The sequence below is a fragment of the Klebsiella sp. PK01 genome (assembly GCF_057624675.1).
Map to the genome: position 1 here is coordinate 578,852 of NZ_JBYEZM010000004.1, position 25,819 is coordinate 604,670.

At 57.4% G+C, this 25,819-nt stretch carries 27 protein-coding genes and 1 riboswitch; of the genes, 11 read left to right on the plus strand and 16 right to left on the minus strand.

Annotated elements, in window-relative coordinates:
* Positions 1-39: 39 nt before the first annotated feature.
* Positions 40-945 carry a uridine diphosphate-N-acetylglucosamine-binding protein YvcK gene (gene yvcK, locus AC22LX_RS16010; protein WP_045395054.1) on the minus strand — a complete coding sequence of 302 codons (906 nt, stop codon included), beginning with the start codon at positions 943-945 and terminating at the stop codon, positions 40-42.
* Positions 946-1,153: 208 nt separating this feature from the next.
* Positions 1,154-1,291: riboswitch (molybdenum cofactor riboswitch) on the plus strand.
* On the opposite strand from yvcK, the gene moaA reads away from it, so the two are divergent.
* The 6 genes from moaA to AC22LX_RS16040 all read left to right on the plus strand — a co-directional run bounded on the left by moaA (position 1,279) and on the right by AC22LX_RS16040 (position 4,740).
* A complete protein-coding gene (gene moaA / locus AC22LX_RS16015; RefSeq protein WP_063447328.1) occupies positions 1,279-2,268 on the plus strand; it encodes a GTP 3',8-cyclase MoaA in 990 nt (329 codons plus the stop codon). Its footprint overlaps the riboswitch before it by 13 nt.
* 23 nt (positions 2,269-2,291) lie before the next feature.
* A complete protein-coding gene (moaB, locus tag AC22LX_RS16020) occupies positions 2,292-2,804 on the plus strand; it encodes a molybdenum cofactor biosynthesis protein B (protein ID WP_487334088.1) in 513 nt (170 codons plus the stop codon).
* 3 nt (positions 2,805-2,807) lie between these two features.
* Positions 2,808-3,296: a cyclic pyranopterin monophosphate synthase MoaC gene (moaC, locus tag AC22LX_RS16025; protein ID WP_015367605.1), complete on the plus strand. Its 489-nt coding sequence runs from the start codon at positions 2,808-2,810 to the stop codon at positions 3,294-3,296.
* Positions 3,289-3,537 carry a molybdopterin synthase sulfur carrier subunit gene (gene moaD / locus AC22LX_RS16030; protein ID WP_015367604.1) on the plus strand — a complete coding sequence of 83 codons (249 nt, stop codon included), beginning with the start codon at positions 3,289-3,291 and terminating at the stop codon, positions 3,535-3,537. The genes moaC and moaD overlap by 8 nt, the downstream gene beginning before the upstream one ends.
* Before the next feature lies 1 nt (position 3,538).
* Positions 3,539-3,991 carry a molybdopterin synthase catalytic subunit MoaE gene (gene moaE, locus AC22LX_RS16035; RefSeq protein WP_032707649.1) on the plus strand — a complete coding sequence of 151 codons (453 nt, stop codon included), beginning with the start codon at positions 3,539-3,541 and terminating at the stop codon, positions 3,989-3,991.
* 44 nt (positions 3,992-4,035) lie between these two features.
* Positions 4,036-4,740, plus strand: a complete 705-nt coding sequence (locus AC22LX_RS16040; RefSeq protein WP_045395050.1) for a Bax inhibitor-1/YccA family protein — start codon at positions 4,036-4,038, stop codon at positions 4,738-4,740.
* A 93-nt stretch (positions 4,741-4,833) separates the two neighbouring features.
* On the opposite strand, the gene AC22LX_RS16045 is transcribed toward AC22LX_RS16040, so the two are convergent.
* Genes AC22LX_RS16045 through AC22LX_RS16055 form a run of 3 tightly spaced genes read right to left on the minus strand, consistent with a single transcriptional unit; the run spans position 4,834 to position 7,798 of the window.
* Positions 4,834-5,799 (minus strand): lysylphosphatidylglycerol synthase domain-containing protein, encoded by a 966-nt coding sequence (locus tag AC22LX_RS16045; RefSeq protein WP_045395049.1) that lies wholly within the window; start codon positions 5,797-5,799, stop codon positions 4,834-4,836.
* Entirely contained in the window at positions 5,796-7,040 is a 1,245-nt protein-coding gene (gene clsB / locus AC22LX_RS16050; protein WP_325909109.1) for a cardiolipin synthase ClsB, read from the minus strand. Before clsB ends, AC22LX_RS16045 begins: the two co-directional genes overlap by 4 nt.
* On the minus strand, positions 7,037-7,798 hold the full coding sequence (locus tag AC22LX_RS16055; protein ID WP_487334089.1) for an endonuclease/exonuclease/phosphatase family protein: 762 nt from the start codon (positions 7,796-7,798) through the stop codon (positions 7,037-7,039). Before AC22LX_RS16055 ends, clsB begins: the two co-directional genes overlap by 4 nt.
* 131 nt (positions 7,799-7,929) lie before the next feature.
* On the opposite strand from AC22LX_RS16055, the gene AC22LX_RS16060 reads away from it, so the two are divergent.
* Positions 7,930-8,340, plus strand: a complete 411-nt coding sequence (locus tag AC22LX_RS16060; protein ID WP_047049141.1) for a YbhQ family protein — start codon at positions 7,930-7,932, stop codon at positions 8,338-8,340.
* Here AC22LX_RS16060 and AC22LX_RS16065 read toward each other — a convergent pair.
* The 5 genes from AC22LX_RS16065 to cecR all read right to left on the minus strand — a co-directional run bounded on the left by AC22LX_RS16065 (position 8,302) and on the right by cecR (position 14,019).
* On the minus strand, positions 8,302-9,408 hold the full coding sequence (locus AC22LX_RS16065; protein ID WP_487334090.1) for an ABC transporter permease: 1,107 nt from the start codon (positions 9,406-9,408) through the stop codon (positions 8,302-8,304). The two genes, AC22LX_RS16060 and AC22LX_RS16065, sit on opposite strands and share 39 nt — an antisense overlap.
* An 89-nt stretch (positions 9,409-9,497) precedes the next feature.
* A complete protein-coding gene (locus AC22LX_RS16070; RefSeq protein WP_042895141.1) occupies positions 9,498-10,631 on the minus strand; it encodes an ABC transporter permease in 1,134 nt (377 codons plus the stop codon).
* Positions 10,621-12,360: an ATP-binding cassette domain-containing protein gene (locus AC22LX_RS16075; RefSeq protein ID WP_045395046.1), complete on the minus strand. Its 1,740-nt coding sequence runs from the start codon at positions 12,358-12,360 to the stop codon at positions 10,621-10,623. Before AC22LX_RS16075 ends, AC22LX_RS16070 begins: the two co-directional genes overlap by 11 nt.
* Entirely contained in the window at positions 12,353-13,345 is a 993-nt protein-coding gene (hlyD, locus tag AC22LX_RS16080; RefSeq protein ID WP_045395045.1) for a secretion protein HlyD, read from the minus strand. The genes AC22LX_RS16075 and hlyD overlap by 8 nt, the downstream gene beginning before the upstream one ends.
* The gene (gene cecR, locus AC22LX_RS16085) at positions 13,342-14,019 is read right to left on the minus strand and encodes a transcriptional regulator CecR (protein WP_045395044.1); all 678 of its coding nucleotides are present in this window, start codon (positions 14,017-14,019) and stop codon (positions 13,342-13,344) included. Before cecR ends, hlyD begins: the two co-directional genes overlap by 4 nt.
* A 259-nt stretch (positions 14,020-14,278) precedes the next feature.
* Here cecR and rhlE point away from each other — a divergent pair, with 259 nt between their 5' ends.
* The 3 genes from rhlE to ybiB all read left to right on the plus strand — a co-directional run bounded on the left by rhlE (position 14,279) and on the right by ybiB (position 18,984).
* Positions 14,279-15,625, plus strand: coding sequence for an ATP-dependent RNA helicase RhlE (gene rhlE, locus AC22LX_RS16090; protein WP_045395043.1), 1,347 nt, complete (start codon positions 14,279-14,281; stop codon positions 15,623-15,625).
* A 195-nt stretch (positions 15,626-15,820) separates the two neighbouring features.
* The gene (gene dinG, locus AC22LX_RS16095) at positions 15,821-17,965 is read left to right on the plus strand and encodes an ATP-dependent DNA helicase DinG (RefSeq protein ID WP_045395042.1); all 2,145 of its coding nucleotides are present in this window, start codon (positions 15,821-15,823) and stop codon (positions 17,963-17,965) included.
* Positions 17,966-18,015: 50 nt separating this feature from the next.
* Positions 18,016-18,984, plus strand: a complete 969-nt coding sequence (gene ybiB / locus AC22LX_RS16100) for a DNA-binding protein YbiB (RefSeq protein WP_487334091.1) — start codon at positions 18,016-18,018, stop codon at positions 18,982-18,984.
* A 102-nt stretch (positions 18,985-19,086) separates the two neighbouring features.
* Here ybiB and ybiJ read toward each other — a convergent pair whose 3' ends face one another.
* The 4 genes from ybiJ to AC22LX_RS16120 all read right to left on the minus strand — a co-directional run bounded on the left by ybiJ (position 19,087) and on the right by AC22LX_RS16120 (position 21,053).
* Positions 19,087-19,347 carry a DUF1471 family protein YbiJ gene (ybiJ, locus tag AC22LX_RS16105; RefSeq protein WP_045395040.1) on the minus strand — a complete coding sequence of 87 codons (261 nt, stop codon included), beginning with the start codon at positions 19,345-19,347 and terminating at the stop codon, positions 19,087-19,089.
* A gap of 284 nt (positions 19,348-19,631) precedes the next feature.
* Positions 19,632-19,898 carry a DksA/TraR family C4-type zinc finger protein gene (locus tag AC22LX_RS16110; RefSeq protein ID WP_049060415.1) on the minus strand — a complete coding sequence of 89 codons (267 nt, stop codon included), beginning with the start codon at positions 19,896-19,898 and terminating at the stop codon, positions 19,632-19,634.
* Between the two features lie 119 nt (positions 19,899-20,017).
* A complete protein-coding gene (locus AC22LX_RS16115) occupies positions 20,018-20,281 on the minus strand; it encodes a YdgH/BhsA/McbA-like domain containing protein (RefSeq protein ID WP_080986071.1) in 264 nt (87 codons plus the stop codon).
* Positions 20,282-20,438: 157 nt separating this feature from the next.
* Positions 20,439-21,053: a flavin reductase family protein gene (locus AC22LX_RS16120; protein WP_015704818.1), complete on the minus strand. Its 615-nt coding sequence runs from the start codon at positions 21,051-21,053 to the stop codon at positions 20,439-20,441.
* Positions 21,054-21,150: 97 nt separating this feature from the next.
* Here AC22LX_RS16120 and rlmF point away from each other — a divergent pair, with 97 nt between their 5' ends.
* Positions 21,151-22,065 (plus strand): 23S rRNA (adenine(1618)-N(6))-methyltransferase RlmF, encoded by a 915-nt coding sequence (gene rlmF / locus AC22LX_RS16125; RefSeq protein WP_015367584.1) that lies wholly within the window; start codon positions 21,151-21,153, stop codon positions 22,063-22,065.
* Here rlmF and ybiO read toward each other — a convergent pair.
* The 3 genes from ybiO to glnP form a co-directional block, all read right to left on the minus strand.
* A complete protein-coding gene (gene ybiO, locus AC22LX_RS16130; protein WP_487334092.1) occupies positions 22,062-24,260 on the minus strand; it encodes a mechanosensitive channel protein in 2,199 nt (732 codons plus the stop codon). The two genes, rlmF and ybiO, sit on opposite strands and share 4 nt — an antisense overlap.
* Positions 24,261-24,371: 111 nt before the next feature.
* Positions 24,372-25,094 carry a glutamine ABC transporter ATP-binding protein GlnQ gene (gene glnQ / locus AC22LX_RS16135; protein WP_045395036.1) on the minus strand — a complete coding sequence of 241 codons (723 nt, stop codon included), beginning with the start codon at positions 25,092-25,094 and terminating at the stop codon, positions 24,372-24,374.
* Positions 25,091-25,750 (minus strand): glutamine ABC transporter permease GlnP, encoded by a 660-nt coding sequence (glnP, locus tag AC22LX_RS16140; protein WP_045364618.1) that lies wholly within the window; start codon positions 25,748-25,750, stop codon positions 25,091-25,093. Before glnP ends, glnQ begins: the two co-directional genes overlap by 4 nt.
* Between the last annotated feature and the right edge of the window lie 69 nt (positions 25,751-25,819).

Here is a 25,819-nt window from a genome sequence, read left to right on the forward strand (position 1 = left end):
CTGAGGCGTCGTCTTGTTTAAAATAGTGCCGCTTGAGGATTAACCTAATGCCTGAATAGCCTGCTCCAGCGCCTGGCGAAGCAGTACGCGGTCATGCCGATAGGTGACATCGCTGGCATCCAGCGCAGTTTGAATCACCAGTCGTTCTTCCATGCCCTTAACATCGGCTTTCGGCCCGACGATGGCGGCATCAATCACTTTTTTGCCGACGTAATGTTCCAGAATAGTAATTCTGTCCGCCAGCGTCAGATTGGCGGCTGGGCTATGTTCCTTACCCAGGTTATCGATAAACACCATGGGCGCCGGGGTCCGCCGCAGCGCCTGGGCCATTTCGTCGAGCAGTAAAATGGGCAGCAGGCTGGTGTAGAAGCTTCCGGGCCCAATCAGGATCAGATCGGCCTCGGCGATGGCCTCAACCGCTTCGCGAGTCGCTGGCACCGGTGGGCTGAGCATCAGTTCCTGAGGCACGTGATCCAACTGATCGATATTCACTTCACCATAAACTTCATGGCCTTCATGATCGAGCGCCACCAGATCGACCGGTTGTTCCGACATCGGAATCAGGAAAGCATCTACTTTAAGCAGATTTCTGATCAAATTGATGGCCTCTAAAGGCCGTACGCTCAGGTGATCCAGCGCCTTTAACATCAAATTTCCGAGGTTATGTCCGGAAAGCTCGCCATTGCCGCCAAAACGGTACTCAAACATTGCTGAAGCGACGCTGGGTTCGGCGATTAATTGATTAATGCAGTTGCGCATATCGCCCCAGGCGATCCCCCCTTCCGAGCGGCGAATTCGCCCCGTTGATCCGCCGTTATCGGTGGTGGTCACGATGCCGGTCAGGCGCGAGCCGAGCGACGAGAGCGACGACATCACCCGCCCCAGACCATGGCCTCCGCCAAGGGCGACGACGCGGTCCAGATCGGCGAAAGTGCGATTGCGCATACGAATTCCTTCTGTTCAATGTTCGGGTTTAGCGTATCCGATCTACCCCTAAAAGATAATGCCCGGTTTCCGTCAAACTGACCGATATCAATGTTAAAGTGTGATTTTTGGCTATTCTGTACTGAAAATGCAAGATATTAGCGATATATAGATGATTATATAGCGAAAATGAAAATGGCGAAACCATCGTGAAAGCGCTACTATCGGCATAACCAACTAACACTCTAGCCTTAGTACCTGTGTCGCAAGATATGGTGCTCTGGCCGCGGCAGCCGCGCTGTCGCCAGGGCGTGGAAAGAAATGACCACGCCTCCCGTACTTGGAAAGGTGTATATGGCCTCACAGCTTACTGATGCATTTGCGCGTAAGTTTTATTACTTGCGCCTGTCGATTACCGACGTGTGTAACTTTCGTTGCACCTACTGCCTGCCGGATGGCTACAAGCCCGGCGCCGTGACCAACAAGGGCTTTCTTAGCGTAGACGAAGTGCGCCGCGTGACGCGCGCTTTTTCCGCCCTTGGCACGGAAAAAGTCCGCCTTACCGGCGGCGAACCCTCTTTACGTCGCGACTTTACCGAGATTATTGCCGCCGTGCGTGAAAACAGCGCGATTCGTCAGATCGCGGTGACCACCAATGGTTACCGTCTGGCTCGCGATGTCGAACGCTGGCGCGATGCCGGGCTGACGGCGATAAACGTCAGCGTCGATAGCCTCGACGCTCGCCAGTTCCATGTCATTACCGGTCAGGATAAATTCCAGCAGGTGATGGACGGTATTGACGCCGCCTTTGCCGCCGGTTTTGAAAAGGTTAAGGTCAACACCGTGCTGATGCGTGATGTCAACCATCACCAGCTCGACACCTTCCTCGCGTGGATCAAACCACGTCGTATTCAGCTGCGTTTTATTGAGTTAATGGAAACCGGCGAGGGCAGCGACCTGTTCCGCCGTCACCACATTTCCGGCATGGTGCTGCGCGATGAACTGCTGCGTCGCGGCTGGATCCATCAGATCCGTCAGCGAAGCGATGGCCCGGCACAGGTCTTTTGCCATCCGGATTACGCCGGCGAAATCGGCTTGATCATGCCCTATGAAAAAGACTTCTGCGCCACCTGTAACCGTCTTCGCGTCTCATCCGTTGGCAAACTGCACCTGTGTCTGTTTGGCGAAGGCGGCGTAGATCTGCGCGACCTGATGGCCGAGGACGAGCAGCAGGCCGAGCTGGAAGCGCGGATAGCCGAAGCCTTAACCCATAAAAAGCAGACCCATTTCCTGCACCAGGGCAACACCGGTATTACGCAGAATCTATCGTATATTGGCGGATAATCGTTTTCGAAAGGAGCATTCAGATGAGCCAGGCTAGCGCTGAGTTTATCCCGACCCGTATTGCTATTCTTACCGTTTCCAACCGCCGCGGCGAAGAGGACGATACCTCCGGCCACTGGCTGCGCGATGCGCTGCACGAAGCGGGACATATCCTCGTCGATAAGGCGATTGTGAAAGAGAACCGCTACGCGATTCGCGCCCAGGTCTCGGCGTGGATTGCCAGCGATGAGGTGCAGGTGGTGCTGATCACCGGTGGTACCGGTTTTACCGACGGCGATCAAGCGCCGGAAGCGCTGCTGCCGCTGTTTGACCGCGAGGTCGAAGGTTTTGGCGAAGTGTTCCGTATGCTTTCGTTTGAAGAGATTGGCACCTCGACGCTGCAGTCCCGCGCCGTTGCCGGTGTTGCCAACCGCACGCTGATTTTCGCCATGCCGGGCTCGACTAAGGCCTGCGCCACCGCGTGGGACAATATTATCGCGCCGCAGCTGGATGCGCGCACTCGCCCGTGTAACTTCATTCCTCATTTAAAGAAATAGTTTATGTCACAACTGACCCACATTAACGCCGCGGGCGAAGCCCACATGGTTGACGTCTCCGGCAAAGCGGAAACGGTACGCGAGGCGCGCGCTGAGGCTTACGTTGAAATGCAGGCCGCAACGCTTGCGATGATTATTGACGGCAGCCACCATAAAGGTGATGTGTTCGCCACCGCGCGTATCGCCGGGATCCAGGCTGCGAAACGTACCTGGGAGCTGATCCCGCTGTGTCATCCGCTGATGCTCAGCAAAGTAGAAGTGAACCTGCAGGCGCAGCCGGAACATAACCGCGTGCGCATTGAGTCACTCTGCCGCCTGACCGGTAAAACCGGCGTAGAAATGGAAGCGCTGACCGCGGCCTCGGTTGCCGCGCTGACGATTTACGATATGTGTAAAGCGGTACAGAAAGATATGGTGATTGGCCCGGTACGTCTGCTGGCGAAAAGCGGCGGTAAGTCCGGCGATTTTAAGGTGGAGGAAGCCCATGATTAACGTCCTGTTTTTTGCCCAGGTGCGCGAACTGGTTGGCACCGATACCCTGACTCTCGACGCCAGCGAATTGCCGACCGTTGAAGCCGTCCGTCAGCAGCTTGCCGCGCGCGGAGACCGCTGGGCGCTGGCGCTGGAAGAGGGAAAATTGCTGGCGGCAGTCAACCAGACGCTGACCTCGTTTGACCATCCGGTCGCGAGCGGCGACGAAGTGGCGTTTTTCCCGCCGGTCACCGGGGGCTAAGATGACGCAAACTCGTATCGTGGTTAGCCCGGCGCGCTTTTGCGTCGGCGATGAGTATCCGTGGCTGGCCGAGCGCGATGAAGACGGCGCGGTGGTCACCTTCACCGGCAAAGTGCGTAATCATAATCTCGGCGACAGCGTGAAAGCGCTGACGCTGGAGCACTATCCGGGCATGACCGAGAAATCGCTGGCGGAAATCGTCGAACAGGCGCGAGAGCGTTGGCCGCTTGGCCGGGTGACGGTTATCCATCGCATTGGCGAAATGTGGCCGGGCGAAGAGATTGTTTTTGTTGGCGTGACCAGCGCCCACCGCGGCAGCGCCTTCGCCGCCGGCGAGTTCATTATGGATTACCTGAAAACCCGCGCGCCGTTCTGGAAACGCGAGGCGACGCCGGAAGGCGAACGCTGGGTCGATGCCCGCGACAGCGATCATCAGGCGGCAGAGCGTTGGTAGTGTGATACGCTTACTGAGAGAAACTTGTTAATCAGGAGATAGTCATGGACAGATTCCCTCGTTCCGATTCAATTGTTCAGAGCCGCAGCGGCCTGCAGACCTATATGGCGCAGGTTTACGGCTGGATGACGGTCGGGTTGTTGTTAACCGCGTTTATCGCGTGGTTTGCGGCGAATACCCCGGCGGTCATGATGTTCGTCTTTTCAAGCAAAATCACTTTCTTCGGGCTGATTATCGCCCAACTGGCGCTGGTGTTTGTGCTCTCGGGGATGGTGCAGCGCTTAAGCGCGGGCATGGCGACAACGCTATTTATGCTTTATTCGGCGCTGACCGGGCTAACCTTAGCGAGCATCTTTATCGTTTATACCTATTCGTCTATCGCCAGCACTTTTGTGGTGACCGGCGGGATGTTCGGCGCGATGAGCCTGTATGGTTACACCACCAAGCGCGATCTGAGCGGCTTCGGCAGCATGCTGTTTATGGGGCTGATTGGTATCGTGCTGGCGTCGTTGGTTAACCTGTGGCTGAAGAGCGAAGCGCTGATGTGGGCGGTGACTTACATTGGTGTGGTGGTGTTTGTCGGCCTGACCGCCTACGATACCCAGAAGCTGAAAAACATCGGCGAGCAGATTGATACCCGCGATAGCGCCACGCTGCGTAAATATTCGATTCTCGGCGCTTTAACGCTGTATCTGGACTTCATCAACCTGTTCCTGATGCTGCTGCGTATCTTCGGCAACCGCCGTTAATGTTATCCCGGATAGCGGCGCGATGCGCCTTATCCGGGCTACCAATCCAGGCAATCCGCAAAAATGTCGCCCGGTGAGCGCAACCGGGCCGTTTCATCCGCGGGCCAGCTTGCGTTCGTTCTTCTGCCGCAGCTTTTTCGCCCGACTCTCCAGCACCAGATAGGCGACGGTCGCCAGCAGCAACGGCAGAAAATAGTACAGCGCGCGCCACGCCAGCAGAGCGGCGATTATCGCCCCCTTCGAAATCGACTCGCCGGAGAGCATGGCGATAAACACCGCCTCCAGCACGCCAATTCCGGCGGGAATATGAACGATAACACCGGCGATACTGCTCACCAGCAACACGCCCAGCACCAGAAAATAGTTAATCTCGCTGCCCAGGAGCAGCCAGATAATCGCCCCCATCACCATCCAGTTCGCCGCCGAAATCCCTATCTGTAGTAGAGCGAAACGAAAAGAGGGCAGCACCAGCCGCTGCCCCTTAATCGTCATGTGGCGGCGTTTAGCGAAGGCGCAAGCGAAAAGATAGAGCAGGGTAAAAAGCAGCAGAACGCTGCCAATAATACGTAGCGTAGTTTGACTGATGTACCAGTGCGGCGGCAGCGTCACCAGATTCGCGGTGAATATGACGCCGCCCAGAAGAATATAGCCCAGCCAGTTGGTGGTAATGCTAAGCGAGAAAATACGGGTAATGGTGCTGCCGTTCAGCCCCAGCCGCGAGTATAGCCGATAGCGCATTCCGATCCCGCCAACCCAGGTACTCAGCGTCAGGTTAAAGGCGTAGCAGATAAACGATACCAGCATCACCTGTTTTTTTGCCAGCTTATGGCCGCACCAGGCTCGCCCGAGCAGATCGTAGCAGCCATAAATCAGGTAACTGACGATAACCAACCCAACGGCGCTAAATAGCGCCAGACGATCGTAGCCGCGGATGACCTTCCATACATCCTGCCAGTCGACCTTTTGCGCGTAAATCACCAGCAATACGATGACGGCGATAAAAAAGAGCGCGGTCAGCACTCTTTTCGCCATCCGCCAGCGGGGATGCGATTTGCTCATAGCGGATTGTCTCTGGTTTGCGTTTCTACCCGGTCCTGGGTTTCAATTTCCGGCTGCACTGGCGGGCTGACCCTGGCTAATTGCGGGGTATGCGCCGGCAGCCAACCGACCCAGGCGGGGAAGTGGCGTAGAAAGTGGAAGGCCAGCACGCTGACGCCGAGCCGCCACCAGTTGCGTTTTGGCAGCATGGACTTATCTATCTGCTGGCAATCTCTGGCGATAAGGCCGTTGAGATTATCGCGCAGGGTCTGGTTGAACTCGCGGTCGTGGATAATCAGATTGGCCTCCAGATTCAGCGACAGGCTCAGCGGGTCGAGGTTACTTGAACCGACGGTGGCCCAGTGGTCGTCCGCCAGCGCTACCTTGCCATGCAGCGGACGGCGGCGGTATTCATACACCTGAACGCCGCCTTTAATCAGGTAGTGGTACAGCAGATGGGCGCCAAACTTAACAATCGGAATATCCGGCTCGCCCTGGACAATCAGCTTGACTCGTACGCCGCGCCGGGCGGCATTGCGCATGGCGTGCAGCAGACGGTAGCCGGGAAAGAAATAGGCGTTGGCGATGATGACCTCGCGGCGGGCGCTGGTCAGCATCTTCAGATAGTGACGTTCAATATCGTCACGATGTTCGTGATTATCACGCCAGATAAATAGTGCCTGCGCTTCGCCAGGGGTTTGGTTAATTTCCGGCTGATGGCGACGGCGACGCCACCAGCGGCGGGCTGCCTCGCTGGTGGGCAGGTTCTCCAGCTCGAATTGGAGAATATCGAGCACCACCGGCCCCTCAACCTGCACGGCATAATCCTGTTTCGCCTCCGGACCGTAATCGCTCATGTGCTCGGCAGAGTAGTTGATGCCGCCGACAAACGCCGTTGTGTCGTCAATCACCACGATTTTTCGATGCATGCGGCGGAATAAATTGGTACGCATACCCATTAGCCGGGGGCGCGGATCGTAGTAGCGGAAGACCACGCCAGCGGCGGTGAGTTCGCCAACAAACTCATCGCTGAGATCAGGCGAGCCGTAGCCGTCGAGCAGCACTTCCACCTGAATACCGCGGCGGGCGGCTTTCAGCAGCACCGCATGCAGGCGCCAGCCCACCTCATCTTCAAACCAGATAAAGGATTCGAGGATCACCTTGCGCTGCGCGCGGCCAATGGCGGTGAATAACGCCGGATAATACTGGTCGCCATTCTCCAGTAGGGTAATACGATTGCCTTCCTGCCAGCGACATTTCACAGATGTATCTCCACGCTCAGGGGCGCATGATCGGACAGATGCCGCCAGTGTTTAAGAGCCAGCGCCTTCGGATGGCTGGCATGAGCATTCTTAACGTAAATACGATCGAGGCGCAGCAGCGGGAAAGCGACCGGAAAGGTGCGCACCGGCCGCCCGCGGGCGCGAGTAAAAATCTCCTCAAGCCCCGCCTGCGCTTTTAAGGGCTGATTAGCCTGCTGGCGCCAGTCGTTGAAATCACCAGCTACTACCACCGGATCGCCTACCGGTAGCGTATTGACCCATTCCGCCAGCATCGTTAGCTGTGCCTGCCGCTGGTGCGCGCGAAGACCGAGATGCACGCAGATGACGTGGATCGTCACGCCGCTGCGCGGAGGTACGATGCGACAGTAAAGCAGGCCGCGTTTTTCGCCATTGCCGACTGAGATATCGCGATTTTCATAGTATTCAATGGGAAAGCGCGACAGTACCGCATTGCCGTGATGGCCTTCGGGGTAGACCGCGTTGCGCCCGTAGGCGTAATCGCTCCACATTGTGTCGGCAAGAAACTCGTAATGGGTGGTGTCAGGCCAGTTTTCGATATGCAAAGGGTGCACTTCGTGCGCGCCCATCACTTCCTGTAGGCAAACTATGTCGGCGCTGACGCTGCGAACGGCCTCGCGCAGTTCGGGCAAAATAAAACGCCCATTAAACGCCGTAAAGCCTTTATGAGTGTTAATTGTCAGCACGTTCACCGAAATTCGCGACGTTGGCTCAGCCATAATTCTCCAGTTAATGTCACTTTCCTGAATAAAATAGTGTAGTAGACGTCACAAAAAGATGCGGTGATACGGAATTTTCCGTAAAGTGCGGTACTCTGAGTAGCAGAGAAAAATCCTTCAGGAGAGAAGCCATGAAGTGGCAACAACGTGTACGCGTCGCAACAGGTCTTAGTTGCTGGCAGATTATGTTGCATCTACTGGTCGTGGCAGTACTGGTGATGGGTTGGATGAGCGGCGCGCTGGTGCGCGTCGGATTAGGGCTGTGCGTACTGTACGGCGTCACGCTGCTGGCGATGCTGTTTTTACAGCGTCACCATGAAGCACGCTGGCGCGACGTGGGGGACTTCCTTGAGGAGCTCACCACAACCTGGTACTTCGGCGCCGCCATGATAGTGCTCTGGTTGTTGTCGCGCGTGTTGCACAACAACCTGCTGCTGGCCCTCGCCGGGCTGGTCATACTGGCAGGCCCGGCGGTGGTATCGCTGCTGGCGAAAGATAAAAAACTAGGCAATCTTTCTTCGGAACATCGCATACGCCGCTGAGCCGGTAGTGGCCGCTATGACTAATAGCGGCCACAAACTTCCCCACACAATCTTCAGACTCGCATCCTTCAGATAAATTTGTTTGGTGATATCGGTAAAGTGCCGGATAGGGTTGATCCAGGTGATGTCCTGCAGCCACTGCGGCATGTTTTCTACCGGTGAAACGTAGCCGGAAAGCAGAATCGCCGGCATCATAAAGACGAACACGCCGATAAATGCCTGCTGCTGGGTTGAACACAGCGAAGAAATCAATAAGCCAAAGCCCACCAGAGAGAGTCCGTAAATCAGCATGGTGAAATAGAACAGCAGCAGCGAGCCGGCAAATGGGATCTGATAGGCCCAGATGCCGATTGCCAGCACGATAGTCGCCTGCATCGTGGCGACTATCAGCGCCGGTACCGCTTTGCCAACGAAGATTTGCCAGGTGGCGAGCGGTGAAACCAGCAGCTGATCGAGGGTACCCTGTTCGCGCTCGCGTGCCACCGACAGCGAGGTGACGATCATCACCCCGATGGTGGTGATCATGGCGATAAGCGACGGCACCACGAACCATTTATAGTCGAGATTCGGGTTGTACCAGTTGCGCACCACCAGTTCGCTGTTGTTCGGTTTCGCTTTGTCCTGCAGCAGATCCTGCTGATAGTTTTTAACAATCTGCTGTAGATAGTTAGCGGCGATTTGCGCGCTGTTGGAGTTACGCCCGTCGAGCAGTAGCTGTAGCGGGGCGGTTTGATAGTTGTCGAGATTACGCGAGAAATCCGCCGGGAAGCGCACCACGAGCAGGGCTTTTTGTTCATCGATGGTCGGCTGGATCTCCTGCGGGCTTTTCAGCAGCAGGACGTGGGTAAAGGCTTTGGCGCGGGCAAAGCGCTGGGTGAGCTCCACCGCGTGGCGGCCGCTATCTTCGTTATAGATAGCGATGGTAGCGTTGGTCACCTCAAGCGTGGCGGCAAAGGGAAACAACAGTACCTGAATCAGCACCGGCATGATTAAAATCATCCGCGTTTGCGGTTCGCGCAGCAGCGACTGCATTTCTTTGCGGATTAATGTCCATAAACGATGAAACATAGAACCTTCCTCATGTCGGACCCGGGCGACCGAAACCTATCGTAGGCCCGTTAAGCGTAGCGCCACCGGGCAAAATTCGAGCGCCAGGGTTAATCCAGACGCCGTTTGGTTTTTAGCCACGTCAGGCCGATAAACATCACCGCCGAAGCAATCAAAAACAGCACGTTCACCAGCAGCACCACGGGAATATTGCCCGCCAGAAACAGGCTTTGCAGGGTGTTAACGAAATAACGCGCCGGGATCACGTAGGTCACCGCGCGGATCACCGCCGGCATACTGTCTATCTGGAAAATAAACCCCGACAACATAATTGACGGTAAAAAAGCGGCGTTCAACGCGACCTGCGCGGCGTTAAACTGGTTGCGGGTAATGGTCGAGATCAGTAGCCCCATTCCCAGCGTACTGAGCAAAAACAGGCTGGTGATGACAAACAAAATTAGCAGCGAGCCGCGATAGGGCACGCCGAGAATAAATACCGATACCAGCATACACAGCAACATCGCCAGCATGCCGAGGAAATAGTAGGGAATTATCTTGCACAGCAGCAGTTCGGCGCGGGTGATTTCGGTGGATAGCAGCGCTTCCATGGTGCCGCGTTCCCATTCGCGCGCTACCACCAGCGAGGTCAATATCGCGCCGACCACGGTCATGATGATGGTAATTGCGCCGGGGATAATAAAGTGCTGACTGATGGCCGCCGGGTTAAACCAGTAGCGCATCTGCACGTCAATAAGCGGTTCAAAGGTTTCACCGCGGTCTTCCGCCCGCTGCTGTTGCCAGATCTGCCAGATACCTTCGACGTAGCCCTGCGCGAAGTTAGCGGTATTAGGCTCGCTGCCGTCGGTAATCAACTGAATCGGCGCATTGGCGCCGGCGCGGGCCATCTGACGGTCAAAATCGACGGGAATGACGACCATCGCGCGAATGCGCCCGGCCTGCATCAGCTCAATCAACTGCTGGCGATTATCGCTGACGGTGGCGTCGATGTAGGGCGAGCCGGTCATGGTATGGACAAAGTCCAGCGCCTCTTCGCTCTGCTGTTCCAGCAATACGCCGACCCGCAGTTTACTGGAGTCGAGGTTAATGCCGTAGCCGAAGATAAACAGCAGGAGTAGCGGGATCACCACCGCAATCAGCCAACTGCTGGGATCGCGGACGATCTGCCGGGTCTCTTTGACGCACAGCGCGCGAACCCGTCGCCAGGAGAGAATGCTATTGCTCATGACCGTTTTCCTTGTCCCATTGGTTAATCAGGGTAATAAACGCCTGTTCCATGGTGGGATCCGCCTGACTGTCATTCGCCGCCTGCGCCTTCAGCGCGTCCGGCGTGCCGCTGGCGATAAGCTTACCGTGGTAGACCAGCCCGATGCGGTCGCAGTATTCCGCCTCATCCATAAAGTGGGTAGTCACCATCACCGTGACCCCTTTATCGACCATGCTGTTGATATGCAGCCAGAATTCGCGGCGAGTAAGCGGGTCGACGCCGGAGGTGGGTTCATCGAGAAACAGGATGTCGGGTTCATGCATCAGCGAGCAGGCTAGCGCCAGCCGCTGCTTGTAGCCGAGCGGTAGCTCATCGGCGGCGTGGCTGGCGATACTTTTTAGGCCGAAGGCATCGCTCATGCGCGCGATTTTTTCATTTTGCGCCCGGCCGCGTAGGCCGTAAACGCCGGAGAAAAAACGAAGGTTCTGCTCGACGCTGAGGTTGCCATACAGCGAGAATTTTTGCGCCATATAGCCCAGATGCTGGCGCGCTTTACCGGAGCTAACCTTGAGATCCATCCCCAGCACCAGCGCTTTTCCGTCGGTCGGCACCAGCAGGCCGCACATCATTTTGAAGGTCGTGGATTTACCGGCGCCGTTGGGGCCGAGCAGGCCGAAAATCTCACCGCGCTTAACCTGGAAATCGACGTGGTCGGTGGCGGCGAAATCACCAAACTTTTTCGTTAACGACCGTGCTTCAATGACCGTTTCGTCTTTGCTGCCGTCCACGTGATGAATAATCTCTCCCAGCGGCGACTCGGCGGTTCCGGCGCCGCCTAACAGGTCGATAAAGGCGTCTTCAAAACGCGGCGCGGTTTCGGCCACCTGTAGCGGCGGCATGTCGTTATGTTGCTGAACCTCATCAATGCGGGCTTCCTTTTTCAGAATCAAACGCACCGATTTGCCCTGAATCACGCCATCGCTAATTTGCGGGAGTTTCAGCGCTCGCTGCAGCAGACGGCGGTTGTTTTCCTGCGGGCTGGAGACCAGAAAGCTGCGCCCGGCCATGGTTTGCGTCAGCGCCTTCGGTTCGCCCTGGTAAAGCAATTTACCTTCGTTCATCAGCAGCACATCGCGGCACTGCTCGGCTTCATCGAGATAAGAGGTGCTCCACAAAATTAGCATGCCGTCGCCGGCCAGTTCGTGGACCATCTGCCACAGCTCGCGGCGCGAGATAGGATCGACTCCGACGCCGGGCTCATCTAACAGCAGCACTTTCGGATCGCCTACCAGCGTACAGGCGAGCCCCAGTTTTTGCTTCATGCCGCCGGAGAGTTTGCCGGCTAATCGCCCGGTGAAAGGGCCAAGAGAAGTGAATTCCAGCAGGCGCTCGAATATTTTCTTCCGCGCCTCGCCGGTGACGCTGCGCAGATCGGCGTACAGGTTCAGGTTTTCCATCACCGTCAGATCTTCATACAGGCCGAATTTCTGCGGCATATAGCCGAGCGCCGCGTGCAGCGCGCTGTCGTCCTTGAGCGGATCGAAGCCGATTACGCTGGCGCTGCCCTCATCAGGTTTAAGCAAACCGGCCAGCATTCGCATCAGGGTGGTTTTACCCGCGCCATCGGGGCCGACGAGCCCTGTGACGTAGCCTGAGTGAATGGTACAGTTCAGCGGCGCGACCGCGGGTCGGTCCATACCGGGAAAACCGCGTGTCAGTCCGGTTAAAGTTATCGCGTCCTTACTCATGCCCGTTTCCGTTGCTGAAGGAGACGGTGACCGGCATGCCCTGACGCAGCGCGCCGTCGGCGTCGTTCACCACGATGCGCAGGCGGTAGACGAGATCGGTACGCAAATCCGGTGTTTCCACGGTCTTCGGCGTGAATTCGGCGCTGGGGGAGACAAAGCCGATTTTACCATGATAGGGCTTGTTCGGCCGGCTATCGGTATACAGCAGTACTTCGCGCCCCGGCTGCGCCTGGCCAAGGTTTTTCTCGTCAACGTAGGCGCGTACCCAAACCGGATGGGTTAACGATAGCGTCAACACCGTGCCGCCGGCGTTCAACATGGTGCCGGGCTCTACGGCTCGGGTCATCAGGGTACCGTCGGACGGCGCGGTCAGTACGGTATCGTGCAGGTCCAGTTTGGCCTGCGCCAGGGCCGCCTGCGCCTGTTCAAGGCTGGCTTTGGCCTGGGCAATTTCCTGCGGGCGGTTACCGGCGCGATATTGACGCAGTTTGTCCTGCGCCGATTTTAAGGTCGCCTGCGCCTGATCGCGTGAAGAACGGGCGTTTTCGAGGTCGTTGGCTGAAATCGCGCTGCTGGCGCGCAGGCCGAGCTGACGTTGATAAAAATTCTGCGCATAGACCCAGGCGGCCTGCGCCTGGTTCACCGCGGCCGCCGCCTGCGCAATCTCTTCGGCACGGTAGCCCGCCATCATCAAATCGTACTGCGCCTGGGCGGTGGAGACGTTGGCCTGCGCCTGCTGCAGCGCGTTCTCATACGGCGCGCGGTCAAGTTCGCCGAGGGTTTGCCCGCGGCGAATTTCATCGCCTTCATCGACGTTCAGGGTTGCCAGCCGTCCGCCGACGCGGAAGCTCATATTCACAGTGCGAATATCGACATTGCCATAGAGAGTGAGATCTTTCGCCTGGCTGCTTTGATACCACCACCAGGCGCCGCCGATCGCGGCGAGCACGATGACGACCAGTAGAACGACGACGGGTTTTTTCATGATCCCAGGCTCCTTTGCGCTAACCCTTGCAGAATGAAATCGATATGACAGGTAATCACCTGAAAAATTTGTTCAGCCTTTTGTTGATCGAACTGCGCCCAGCCGGTACGCAGTAAAATGGTTTCCCGCCCGAGGCGGAAGGCCAGCACCTCGCCAAGCAGGGCGTGGGTGTGCAGAATCATTTGCGTATCGTTGGCATCGCGCCCGGTCCAGGCGGCGATAAGCCGCGTCAAATAGCTATGTAGCGGGGCGATAACCTGCTGGTGGATAAGCTGGTAAGCCGCCGTAGGGGAGAGCTGCTCGCGAGAGATAAATTTGCTGAGGTTGACCGTGTCGTCCTGGGTCAGCAGCAGACTCATATCGCGGCAGCTGCGCAGAATCAATTCCCGCAGCGCCGGTTTGTCGGGGGGCGTCTGGGCGAGCAGGGCTTCGGCCGCTTCGGCATGCGGGCGGAAATTCTCGCCGATACAGTCGGCAATCCACTGCGCGCAGGCGAGATACAGGTCGTCTTTCGAACCGAAATAATAGGTGATAGCAGCGATATTTTGCCCGGCCTGCGCGGCGATATCGCGGGTCGTCGCATGGAGGCCATACTCGCCGAATTGCGCGATGGCGGCGGCGATAAGCTGGCTTTTGGCTTGTTCGCCTTTACTGGTCACGGAGGTACTGTTCATCGCACTCTAAAAAATTAATCAATCGATTGATTAAGAATAGAGGCGATTCGCTGAACTGTCCATCATGATGAATACTAAAAGTTACCCGGCGCAAGCGTGCATTATTTTGCTGGTAATTCCTGCGGGGATATTTTATGCGGTTCGTCACAAAATCTGCTAGACTGCGCCCCTTCATGGCATTGTGGTTTTTGCCATCTCTATCGCAATAATCTCCCTGAAAACTACGCCCTTAAACGGGCCGGGGCGGTTCGGAGTTGTTATGTCTTTTGATTCCCTTGGCCTGAATCCCGATATCCTGCGCGCCGTCGCCGAGCAGGGCTACGTTGAGCCGACCCCTATCCAGCAGCAGGCGATCCCGGCAGTACTGCAGGGCCGCGATCTGATGGCCAGCGCCCAGACCGGGACCGGCAAGACCGCCGGTTTTACGCTGCCGCTGCTGCAGCGCCTGACCCAGGAGCAGCCGCACGCGAAGGGGCGCCGTCCGGTGCGCGCCCTGATCCTGACGCCGACCCGCGAACTGGCGGCGCAGGTGGGCGAAAACGTCCGCGACTACAGCAAATATCTGAATATCCGCTCGCTGGTGGTCTTCGGCGGCGTGAGCATCAACCCGCAGATGATGAAACTGCGCGGCGGCGTCGATATCCTCGTCGCCACCCCGGGCCGTCTGCTGGATCTCGAGCACCAGAACGCGGTCAGCCTGGATAAAGTTGAAGTGCTGGTACTGGATGAAGCCGACCGCATGCTGGACATGGGCTTTATCCACGACATCCGCCGCGTGCTGGCTAAACTGCCGCCGCGTCGTCAAAACCTGCTGTTCTCCGCTACCTTCTCCGACGAGATCAAAGCGCTGGCGGAAAAACTGCTGCATAACCCGCTGGAAGTCGAAGTGGCGCGCCGAAACACCGCCTCTGAGCAGATCACCCAGCACGTTCACTTTGTGGATAAGAAACGTAAGCGTGAACTGCTCTCGCAGCTGATTGGCGAAGGCAACTGGCAGCAGGTGCTGGTCTTTACCCGCACCAAGCACGGCGCCAACCATCTGGCGGAGCAACTGAATAAAGACGGTATCCGTAGCGCCGCTATCCACGGCAACAAGAGCCAGGGCGCGCGTACCCGCGCGCTGGCTGACTTTAAATCCGGCGGCATTCGTGTGCTGGTCGCCACCGACATCGCCGCGCGCGGGCTCGACATCGAAGAGCTACCGCACGTGGTTAACTATGAGTTGCCGAACGTGCCGGAAGATTATGTACACCGTATTGGCCGTACCGGCCGCGCGGCGGCGACCGGCGAAGCGCTGTCGCTGGTCTGCGTGGACGAGCATAAGCTGCTGCGTGATATCGAACGCCTGCTGAAAAAAGAGATCCCGCGTATTGCTATTGCCGGTTATGAGCCGGATCCGTCGATTAAAGCGGAGCCGATTCAAAACGGTCGTCAGCAGCGTGGCGGCGGAGGCCGCGGTCAGGGGCAGGGACAGGGACGCGGCGGTCAGAGCCAGGGCCGTAGCCAACAGGCGCCGCGCCGTCAGGATGGTGAAGCGCCGAAAGCGCGTACCCAGGACGGTAAACCACCGCGTCGTCGTCGCCCGCGTAAACCTGCCGGCGAATAAGACGCTGTCGCCTGGGACGATAAAGCGCTCAGGCATCATCACGGCTCGTCTGCCCGCGTGCGCGGCGGCGGGCCGTTTTTTTGCCGTTCATCTCGCTTTTTATCGAGCGCGATTCCACCCCTTACAGAAAGCAATACCTCCTGGCCGGCAAAAATGGCACAATAGTGGCTGTTTATACAGTATTCAGGTTTTCTCATGGCTTTGACCGCTGCGCTAAAAGCGCAAATCGCCGCCTGGTATAAGGCGCTTCAGGAACAGATCCCGGACTTTATCCCCCGAGCCCCGCAGCGGCAGATGATCGCCGATGTAGCGAAAACGCTCGCCGGGGAAGAGGGGCGGCATCTGGCTATCGAAGCGCCGACCGGCGTCGGCAAAACGCTGTCATATCTGATCCCCGGCATCGCCATCGCCCGTGAGGAACAAAAAACGCTGGTGGTCAGTACCGCCAACGTCGCGCTGCAGGATCAAATCTACAGTAAAGACCTGCCGCTGCTGCGCAAGATTATTCCCGACCTGCGCTTTACCGCCGCCTTTGGCCGCGGCCGCTACGTTTGTCCGCGTAATCTGGCGGCGCTGGCCAGCACCGAGGCGACGCAGCAGGACCTGCTGGCGTTCCTCGATGACGATCTGACGCCAAAAAACCAGGCCGAACAAAAGCTGTGCGCGACGCTGAAAACCGATCTCGACGGCTATAAATGGGACGGCCTGCGCGACCATACCGATAAGCCCATTGACGACGCCCTGTGGGGGCGGCTGAGCACCGATAAAGCCAGCTGTCTTAACCGCAACTGCCACTACTACCGTGAATGCCCGTTTTTCGTGGCCCGCCGCGAAATTCAGGAAGCGGAAGTGGTGGTGGCCAACCATGCGCTGGTGATGGCGGCGATGGAGAGCGAAGCGGTGCTGCCGGAGCCGAAAAACCTGCTGCTGGTGCTTGATGAAGGCCACCATCTCCCGGACGTCGCCCGCGATGCCTTAGAGATGAGCGCGGAGATAACCGCGCCCTGGTACCGGCTGCAGCTGGATCTGTTCAGCAAGCTGGTGGCGACCTGCATGGAGCAGTTCCGTCCGAAGACCGCGCCGCCGTTGGCCAATCCGGAACGGTTGAACGAACACTGCGAAGAGCTGTATGAGCTTATCGCCTCGCTCAATAATATTCTCAATCTCTATATGCCAGCCGCCCAGGAGGCGGAGCATCGCTTCCCGATGGGCGAACTGCCGCAGGAAGTCATGGAGATTTGTCAGCGGCTGGCCAAGCTCACCGAAATGCTGCGCGGGCTGGCAGAGCTGTTTCTCAACGATCTCAGTGAAAAGACCGGCAGCCACGACGTGGTGCGCCTGCATCGTATCCTGCTGCAGATGAACCGGGCCCTTGGCATGTTCGAAAGCCAGAGCAAGCTGTGGCGGCTGGCCTCAATGGCGCAGTCTTCCGGCGCCCCGGTGACCAAGTGGGCCACCCGCGAGGTCCGCGACGGCCAGATCCATGTCTGGTTCCACTGCGTTGGGATCCGCGTCAGCGATCAGCTCGAACGTCTGCTGTGGCGCAGCGTGCCGCATATTGTCGTCACCTCGGCGACGCTGCGTTCGTTGAATAGCTTCTCGCGTCTGCAGGAGATGAGCGGTCTGAAAGAAAAAGCGGGCGATCGTTTCGTGGCGCTGGACTCGCCGTTCAATCACGTCGAGCAGGGAAAAATTATTATTCCGCAGATGCGCTATGAGCCGCTTATTGATAACGAAGAGCAGCACATCGCCGAAATGGCGGCTTTTTTCCGTGAGCAGGTCGAGAGCAAAAAGCATCTCGGTATGCTGGTGCTGTTCGCCAGCGGGCGGGCCATGAATCGCTTTCTGGAACATGTTACCGACCTGCGCCTGATGCTGCTGGTGCAGGGCGACCAGCCGCGCTATCGGCTGGTCGAGCTACATCGTAAACGCGTTGAAGGCGGCGAGCGCAGCGTGCTGGTTGGCCTGCAATCTTTTGCCGAAGGGCTGGATTTAAAGGGCGAACTGTTAAGCCAGGTGCATATCCATAAAATCGCCTTCCCGCCGATCGACAGCCCGGTGGTGATCACCGAAGGCGAGTGGTTGAAAAGCCTCAACCGCTATCCCTTTGAGGTACAAAGCCTGCCGAGCGCCTCATTCAACCTGATTCAACAGGTCGGGCGCCTGATCCGTAGCCATCAGTGCTGGGGCGAAGTCATTATTTACGATAAGCGCCTGCTGACCAAAAATTACGGCGCGCGATTGTTAAATGCGTTACCGGTATTTCCCATAGAGCAGCCGGGCGTTCCCGAGGTTATAGTAAAAAGCAAAGCAAAACAGACGCGTCGCCGACGCCGCTAAGCGCATAAGCGGTCCGGTCGGCGGAGCCTACCGCTGGAGGGAGCAAGTCGATGGATTACACCAAAATCATCAAAGAAGTCGGGCGCGGTAAAAATCACGCTCGCGACCTGGATTTAACCACGGCCCGTGCGCTGTATACGCGGATGTTAAACGGCGAAGTGGACGATCTGGAACTGGGCGCTATTCTCATCGCGCTGCGCATCAAGGGCGAAGGCGAAGCCGAAATACAGGGCTTCTATGAGGCGATGCAGCTACAGACCCTCCGCCTGACGCCACCGGTAGCGAAACCGATGCCGATTGTTATCCCCAGCTATAACGGCGCGCGCAAACAGGCCAACCTGACGCCGCTGCTGGCGGTACTGCTGCATAAACTCGGTTTCCCGGTGGTGGTTCACGGCGTCAGCCACGATCCAACCCGCGTCCTGACCGAGACCATATTTGCGCTGATGGGGATCCCGGCCACCACCCACGCGGGTCAGGCCCAGGCGCGTCTCGACAGCCATGAGCCGGTCTATATCCCGGTCGGCGCGCTGTGCCCGGCGCTGGAAAAGCAGCTGGCATTGCGTTGGCGGATGGGGGTGCGCAACAGCGCCCATACCCTGGCCAAGCTGGTGACGCCGTTCGCTGAAGATGCCGCGCTGCGGCTGTCGAGCGTCTCGCATCCGGAATATGTCGGCAAGGTCGCAGCGTTCTTTACGCAAATCGGCGGTCGGGCGCTGTTGATGCACGGTACCGAAGGCGAAGTCTATGCCAACCCGCAGCGCTGCCCGCAAATTAACCTGATTGATGCGGCGGGAACCCGAGTGTTGCATGAGCGGGCCGACGAGATTGCGCAGGAAAAAGTGGCATTGCCGGAATCCAAAGACCCCGAAACCACCGCGCGCTGGATTGAGCGCTGCGTGAGCGGTAGCGAGCCGGTTCCGCAGTCGCTGAAAATTCAGCTTGCCTGCTGCCTGGTCGCCACCGGTCAGGCGACTTCGCTCGCCCATGGTCTGGCGCAGGTTGCCGAACGCTGGTAAACGGACAAAAAAAAGCCCGTCCGGTGGCTCGGACGGGCAAATAAGGGTATTTAAAAGGTCTTTTCAGGGTTAATTCAGTGGCATTTCAGAGTGTTGCTGCGATTATTTGTAGATAACCGCGGTACCGCTAACTTTGTTGTTGGTGTTAGCGGAGGTGATGCTGTAGCCGGTTGCGCCAGCGGCATCTGCTTTAGCAGCCAGTTTGGCTTCCAGGCCATCCAGAGTCGTTGCGCCTTCAGCGGAAACGACGCCGATTTTATTCATGCTTTCTGCCTGTGCGGAGGTCACCGGCTGAGCGGCGAATGCGCCGAAAGACAGAGCGGAAAGGGCGATAGCAGCGGCAGCGTATTTGATGTTTTTCATAATTAATCTCTCGCAGTGTGTTCTGTAGGGGGACGATGTTCTGTCGATGTGATGAGTATCACGTTTTTTGTCGCGAGATAAAATCGAAGGAAATTCACAGTCTTCATCGAATTTTTTGAATGAGGAATAATTTATTGATTATTAATAAATTATTTTACAGGTTTTGGCTCCGGCAGACTCAAACTAATTGCCATGGCAACTAAAGGCACATTTTGCCACTTTTTTCGCCAAAAAACGTGGGTGAAAAGTTAGCGCAATCAGCGGTAATGAACGGTAAAGGAAGGTCAGCGCAGCTGGCTATCTTTGGAGCCGCGGCGATTATATCCTGAATATGTATTGTTATGTAAATCTTTATCCTGCTGGCACTTCACGCAGTATTTAACCCCGGGCAGCGCCTTGCGCCGCGCCTCTGGAATAGGCTCGCCGCATTCTTCACAAAATTTGTTGCTCTCCCCGCCAGGAAGCTCGCTGCGGGCGCGGGCGACGGCATCGTTTACCGTGCTGTCAATTTGATCGTGGACGGCCCCATCGTTTGCCCAACCTGATGCCATGATGCGCTCCTCGTATTAGCAATCTATAAACAGTATAGAAAATATGGGGGCAAAAAATGCGCAGCCAAGTCCCGGGCGCCTGGATTTCCGCCTGCGTATTCCCGGCGCGGGCAGAAGGATTATTTATAAATAATCGCGCTGCCGGCTAATTTGTTGCCGCCGCCGGCGGCGTTAATTCGCCAGGCAATCGCCCCCTGCTGGTGGGCTTTTTGCGCCAGTTGCGCCTGTAAGTCGTCGAGGGTGCTGGAGCCGGAGGCGGAAACAGAGCCGGACGGGCGCAGCGGGCCAACGGCCACGGCAGCGGTCTCAGGGGTGTTGGCCTGTGTGGGCGGGGAGAGAAGGGCAAGCGCGATAAAAGCGGGTGCGAGCAGAAAGGTTCTCATGGCTATATCCTCATTAACAGCATGGGACATACCTTAAGTTTAGGTCGTGATGCGCCGAACCACCGGATAAATAATAGTGGGCAAACAACCACTTTACGTGCGTAATGCCGCCGGGCATTCGCCCGCGGCGGCATGTATTAGCCTTGCTACGCTAAAGTTAACGAGCGTCCGGGCGGATCATATCGAAGCGCTGGCTTTCATCAATGCTGTAGTAGGCCGTCGGCCCGCCGGCGCGTAAAATCGGCTGCGCTTTCGCGGTTTGATAAATCCCGTCTTCCAGCAGCGACTCATCGATATGCACGGCGACCACTTCACCGAGCACCAGCCAGCTATCGATGGCTTCACCGCTGGCGCGCGTTAACTGAATACACTGCGACAGGCGACATTCGAAGTTGACCGGGCTTTCCGCCACGCGCGGGGCGCGGACGATCCGGCTCGGCGCAGCGGTCAATCCGGCGCGCAGGAATTCATCTTCATGACGTGGAATAGTGGCGGAAGTTTCATTCATCGCTTCGGCGAGTGGCCGGGTAGCCAGATTCCAGACAAATTCTTTTGTTTCAACAATGTTCTGCACGCTGTCTTTCCAGCCGCCGCTGGCGAAACCGATGATCGGTGGCCGATAGTTAAAGCAGTTGAAGAAGCTGTAGGGGGCGAGATTACGTTGCCCTGCGCTATCGAGCGAAGCGATCCAGCCGATGGGGCGCGGCCCGACGATGGCATTCAGCGGGTCGTGCGGCAGGCCGTGGCCTTCGGCAGGTTGATAGAAGTACATAGAGCACCAGAAAGCGAAATAAGAAGATATCCAGACTCCCTTATTTACCGCGCCGCCGTCAACGGGTATCTTACGCGGCTGTTGAAAGGAGATTGCCATGAAAGCCGAAAAGCCGGGGTTGCACCCGCGTAACCGTCATCACCAACGCTATGATTTGCCAGCGCTGTGCCAGACTCATCCCGAGCTGCAAAGCTATATCACCCTGAATCCGGTAGGTGAGCAAACCATTGATTTTGCTAATCCACTGGCGGTGAAGGCGCTGAATAAGGCGCTGCTGGCGCACTTTTACGCGGTAAAACACTGGGATATTCCTGACGGCTTCTTGTGCCCGCCGGTGCCGGGACGCGCGGACTATATCCATCATCTGGCCGACCTGCTGGCGCAGGATAGCGGCGAGATCCCGAAAAATGCCACCATTCTCGATATCGGTACCGGCGCGAACTGCATCTATCCGCTGATTGGCGTGCATGAATACGGCTGGCGCTTCACCGGTAGCGAAGTCAACCCGCAGGCCTTTGCCAGCGCCCAGGCGATTATCAACGGCAATCCAGGGCTGACGCGACAAATTCGTCTGCGTCGTCAGAAAGAGGGCCAGGCAATCTTTACCGGCATCATTCATAAGAATGAAACCTATGATGCGACCCTCTGCAACCCGCCGTTCCACGATTCCGCCGCCAGCGCGCGTGCCGGCGGCGAGCGTAAACGCCGTAATCTGGGGCTGGGGGAAGATAGCGTACTGAACTTCGGCGGCCAGCAGCAGGAACTGTGGTGTGAAGGCGGCGAAGTGGCTTTTATTTCGCAGATGATCCGCGAAAGCCAGCAGTTCGGCCGCCAGGTTAAATGGTTTACCTCGCTGGTCTCCCGCGGCGATAATTTGCCGCCGCTGTATCGCCTGCTGACCGAAGTCGGCGCGGTGAAAGTGGTGAAAAAAGAGATGGCGCAGGGGCAGAAACAGAGCCGCTTTATCGCCTGGAGTTTTATGGACGACGCAAAGCGCCGCCGTCCATTTTAAGTCTCTGCCGCCGGGTTTGCGTTGCCCGGCGGCGGCAATACCTGCCAGGTTTGTACCGGCGCGCGCACGCCGGCGCGGTCGAAATGCTGCTTCACCTGGGTATCGAGGGCAAAGCGTACCGTCCACTGCTTCAGCGGCAGCGTCGTAAAGCTGACGCGTAAGGTAAACGCGGTATTGCTCAGCCCTACCAGCCCGGCGAACGACGGTTCGCCAATAATCAGCCCGCGGATCTCCTCCTGCGCCATCAGATCGTCGACCGCCGCCTTCAGCGCCTGATTGGCTTTATCCAAATCCTCCTGCCTGTCGACATCATAGTTGGCGACCACCGAACCGATCCCGCGCACAAAGTTGGCGAAGGTGGTTATCGAAGACCAGGGAATAATATGGTACGCCCCGGTATCCTGGCGCACGCCCACCGAGCGGATCGACATCCGTTCCACCGTGCCGGTTAATGGCCCGATGGTCACCAGATCGCCGGTGTTCATCCCGTTTTCAAACTGGATAAAGATGCCGGTAATAATATCTTTGACCAGCGTTTGGGCGCCGAAAGAGATGGCCAATCCTAATGCCCCGGCGCCCGCCAGCAGCGGCGCGATGTTCACCCCCACTTCCGACAATAAGATCATTATCGTAATAGTGGTAATGACCACCGCCAGCGCGTTGCGAAACAGCGTCAGCAGCGTTCTGGCGCGAGCGCTGGGCAGCGGGCGTCCATGAATGTCCGATGACAGGCGGTTCTCAATCAGGCTTGCCAGCAGGGTCCAGCCGACGGCGGAGAAGAACAGGATCAGCGCGATACGAATCAGGACATCCACCGTTTTTTGTCCGGCATCATTGTGTAGCCATTGCTGAAAATCAAACAGTCCCCAGGCGCTCAGCAACAGCATCACCGCCACGCATACCGTCAGGATCCGCGCGGCTTTCAGCGAGGCGGAGATCCAGCCGTTGAGCCGCTTTTGCAGCTCCGGGTAGTGGCGTTGCGTTTCTGGCGACAGGGTGATGGTTTTAGCTATCCAGCGTGACAAAATACCGGATACCAGCGCCGCGGCGCCGACAATAGCCAGGCTACGTAGCGTCGCGCCCATCATAAATTTGAGGCTGTTGCCGGGGTCAAAGAGCGAAAAGAAGAACAGCACGATAAAGTAAGCGCAGGCCAGCCAGTGCCAGACCAGCGCAAAAGCGCGAATAAACAGGCTGAAGAAGGGCAGCGAGCGGTCGGCAAGATGGATAAGCCCCTGAGTGATGGCGCTTTTGTTGTGGAAAATCAGATACAGCGCCCACACCGTAATGCACAACATTATGATGACGTTGGCCAGCGCGCCAATCTGCACGTTAACCTGATTGGAGATAATCGGCACCGCTACGATCAGCCCGTAACCAATCAGGCTACTCAAGGCGCTGAGGCGTAAGTTCCAGTACGTTGCGTGTTCGTTGCTGATATTGAAGGGGCGTAAATCGGCGATTCGCGGGCAAAAAATCACTCGCAGGATGGCTTTAAAAAACTCGATCAGCGCGAAGGCGTTAAGAAACAGGCTTTGTTGAAAAGCAATGGTTCGGTTGCCGCCGTTTAAACGATCGCTTAACAGCTGCCCGATAAACAGCGTTAGCGCCAGCAGCAGCAGGTCGATGATGAAAGCGCCAGCAATGGTGGCCGGTAACTGCAGCCAGTTATTGCGCTCACTGTTTTTGTGCCTTCCCCAATGGCCCATTTTGCGATACAGCGGCAGCGCCGCCAGGCGTACTAACCACCAGAAGGCAAATACCAGCCCGGACAGCAGCAGGAAGTCGCCAGCGGCATTGCGAAACGCATCGGCATGGAAAGGCTTATGGGGTGAGCCGGTGATATTGCGCCATAGCTGAGAAAACCGCGACGACAGGCGCTCGCTATACTGACGACTTACTTCCGTCACGCTTTCCAGAACGGTTTGCTCGTCTTTAACTTCTGGCGGGGTCAGCGTGGGGGCGGCGGCAGGCGGCTGGGTGGCGGCGGCTTTACGCAGCTCATCGATTAACTCCTGCCGCGACTGCGGATTATCCAGCACGTCAGCTAATGCCGCCCAGGCGGCTTTTTTCTGTTCGAGGTCAGGCTCGCTGGCTGTGCTTTTGTCGGTTGTCGCCGCCGGTATGCCGGGCAATGACGCCGCCGACAGCGGAGAAATCCACAGCGCAGCGAGCAACAGTAGGATCCACGGCATGGGCGCCTCCATTGCATCTCAAACTGCTAAGTATAGAAGGGGTCAGACGAGGAGGAGCGTTGGGATGAATCTGGAAAGCGGCTCTCCCCTTGCCGGGGAGAGCCGGGCGCATCAGGCTACGTGCTGTAAAAACTCGCGCAGACGCGGGCTTGGCGGGTTCTTAACCAGAACCTGCGGGTCGCCGTCTTCGGCGATGCGGCCTTTATCGATGAAGATCAGCCGCGACGCCACTTTTTCAGCAAAGCCGATTTCGTGGGTTACGATGACCATCGTCATGCCTTCTTCGGCCAGGTCCTGCATGACTTTCAGCACTTCATGGCGCAGTTCCGGGTCAAGCGCCGACGTCGGCTCATCAAACAGCATCATTTTCGGTTTCACCGCCAGCGCGCGGGCAATGGCGACGCGCTGCTGCTGACCGCCGGAAAGTTCGGATGGATAGTGGTGCGCGCGTTCCGCGAGACCCACCTTCGCCAGCAGCTCTTTCGCCAGCGTTTCCGCCGCCGCCTTCGACGCGCCGCGCACGCGCTGCGGGCCGAACATCACGTTCTCCAGCGCCGTCAGGTGCGGGAACAGATAGAACTGCTGGAATACCATTCCGGCTTCCTGGCGAATTAAGCGCTCGTCAACTTTCGGGTCGTTCACCTTCAGGCCATCGACGATAAGATCGCCGCTGGTGATCTCTTCCAGTTTGTTGATGCAGCGCAGCAGCGTGGATTTACCGGATCCGGACGGCCCGATGATCACGACCACTTCACCTTTGTCGATCTTCAGATCGATATCGTGCAGCACTTTAGTCGGGCCAAAGTGTTTGGAAACGTTTTTAAATTCAATCACAGGATTTTCATCCTTCTTTCAAGACGACGCAGAATGAAGCTCAACACCAGGGTGATGATCAGATAAATGACGGCGACGGCGCTCCAGATTTCCAGCGCGCGGAAGTTGCCGGCAATAATTTCCTGGCCCTGACGGGTCAGTTCGGCGACGCCGATAACGATGAACAGCGACGTATCTTTGATACTGATAATCCATTGGTTACCGAGCGGCGGCAGCATACGACGCAGCGCCAGCGGCAGGATCACGTGGCGGATAGTTTCGCGACGGGAGAGCCCCAGCGCCAGACCCGCTTCGCGGAAACCTTTGTGGATGGACAGCACCGCGCCGCGGGTGATTTCCGCGATATAGGCGCCGGAGTTGATCATGATGGTCACCACCGCGGCGGTGAATGGGTCGATGCGTAAGTCGCTAAACGCCATCGGTAGCGCGAAGTAGATGAACATCACCTGCACCACAATTGGCGTGCCGCGGATGATTTCAATAAATACCAGCGCGACGTGGTTGGCTATCCAGCCGCCGAAACAGCGGGCGAAACCGGCCACCAGACCGATGATAAGGCCGCCAACCAGGCCGAGGACCGAAATCCACAGCGTCATTTTGGCGCCTTCCAGCAAAATAGGAATGGCGGGCCAGATGGCACTCCAGTCAAACTGCATAATGTGTTCCTGTTACTGTTACCGTGTCGAAAGCAGAGAAAGCCTCTGCGAATACGGCGCCGGGGAATG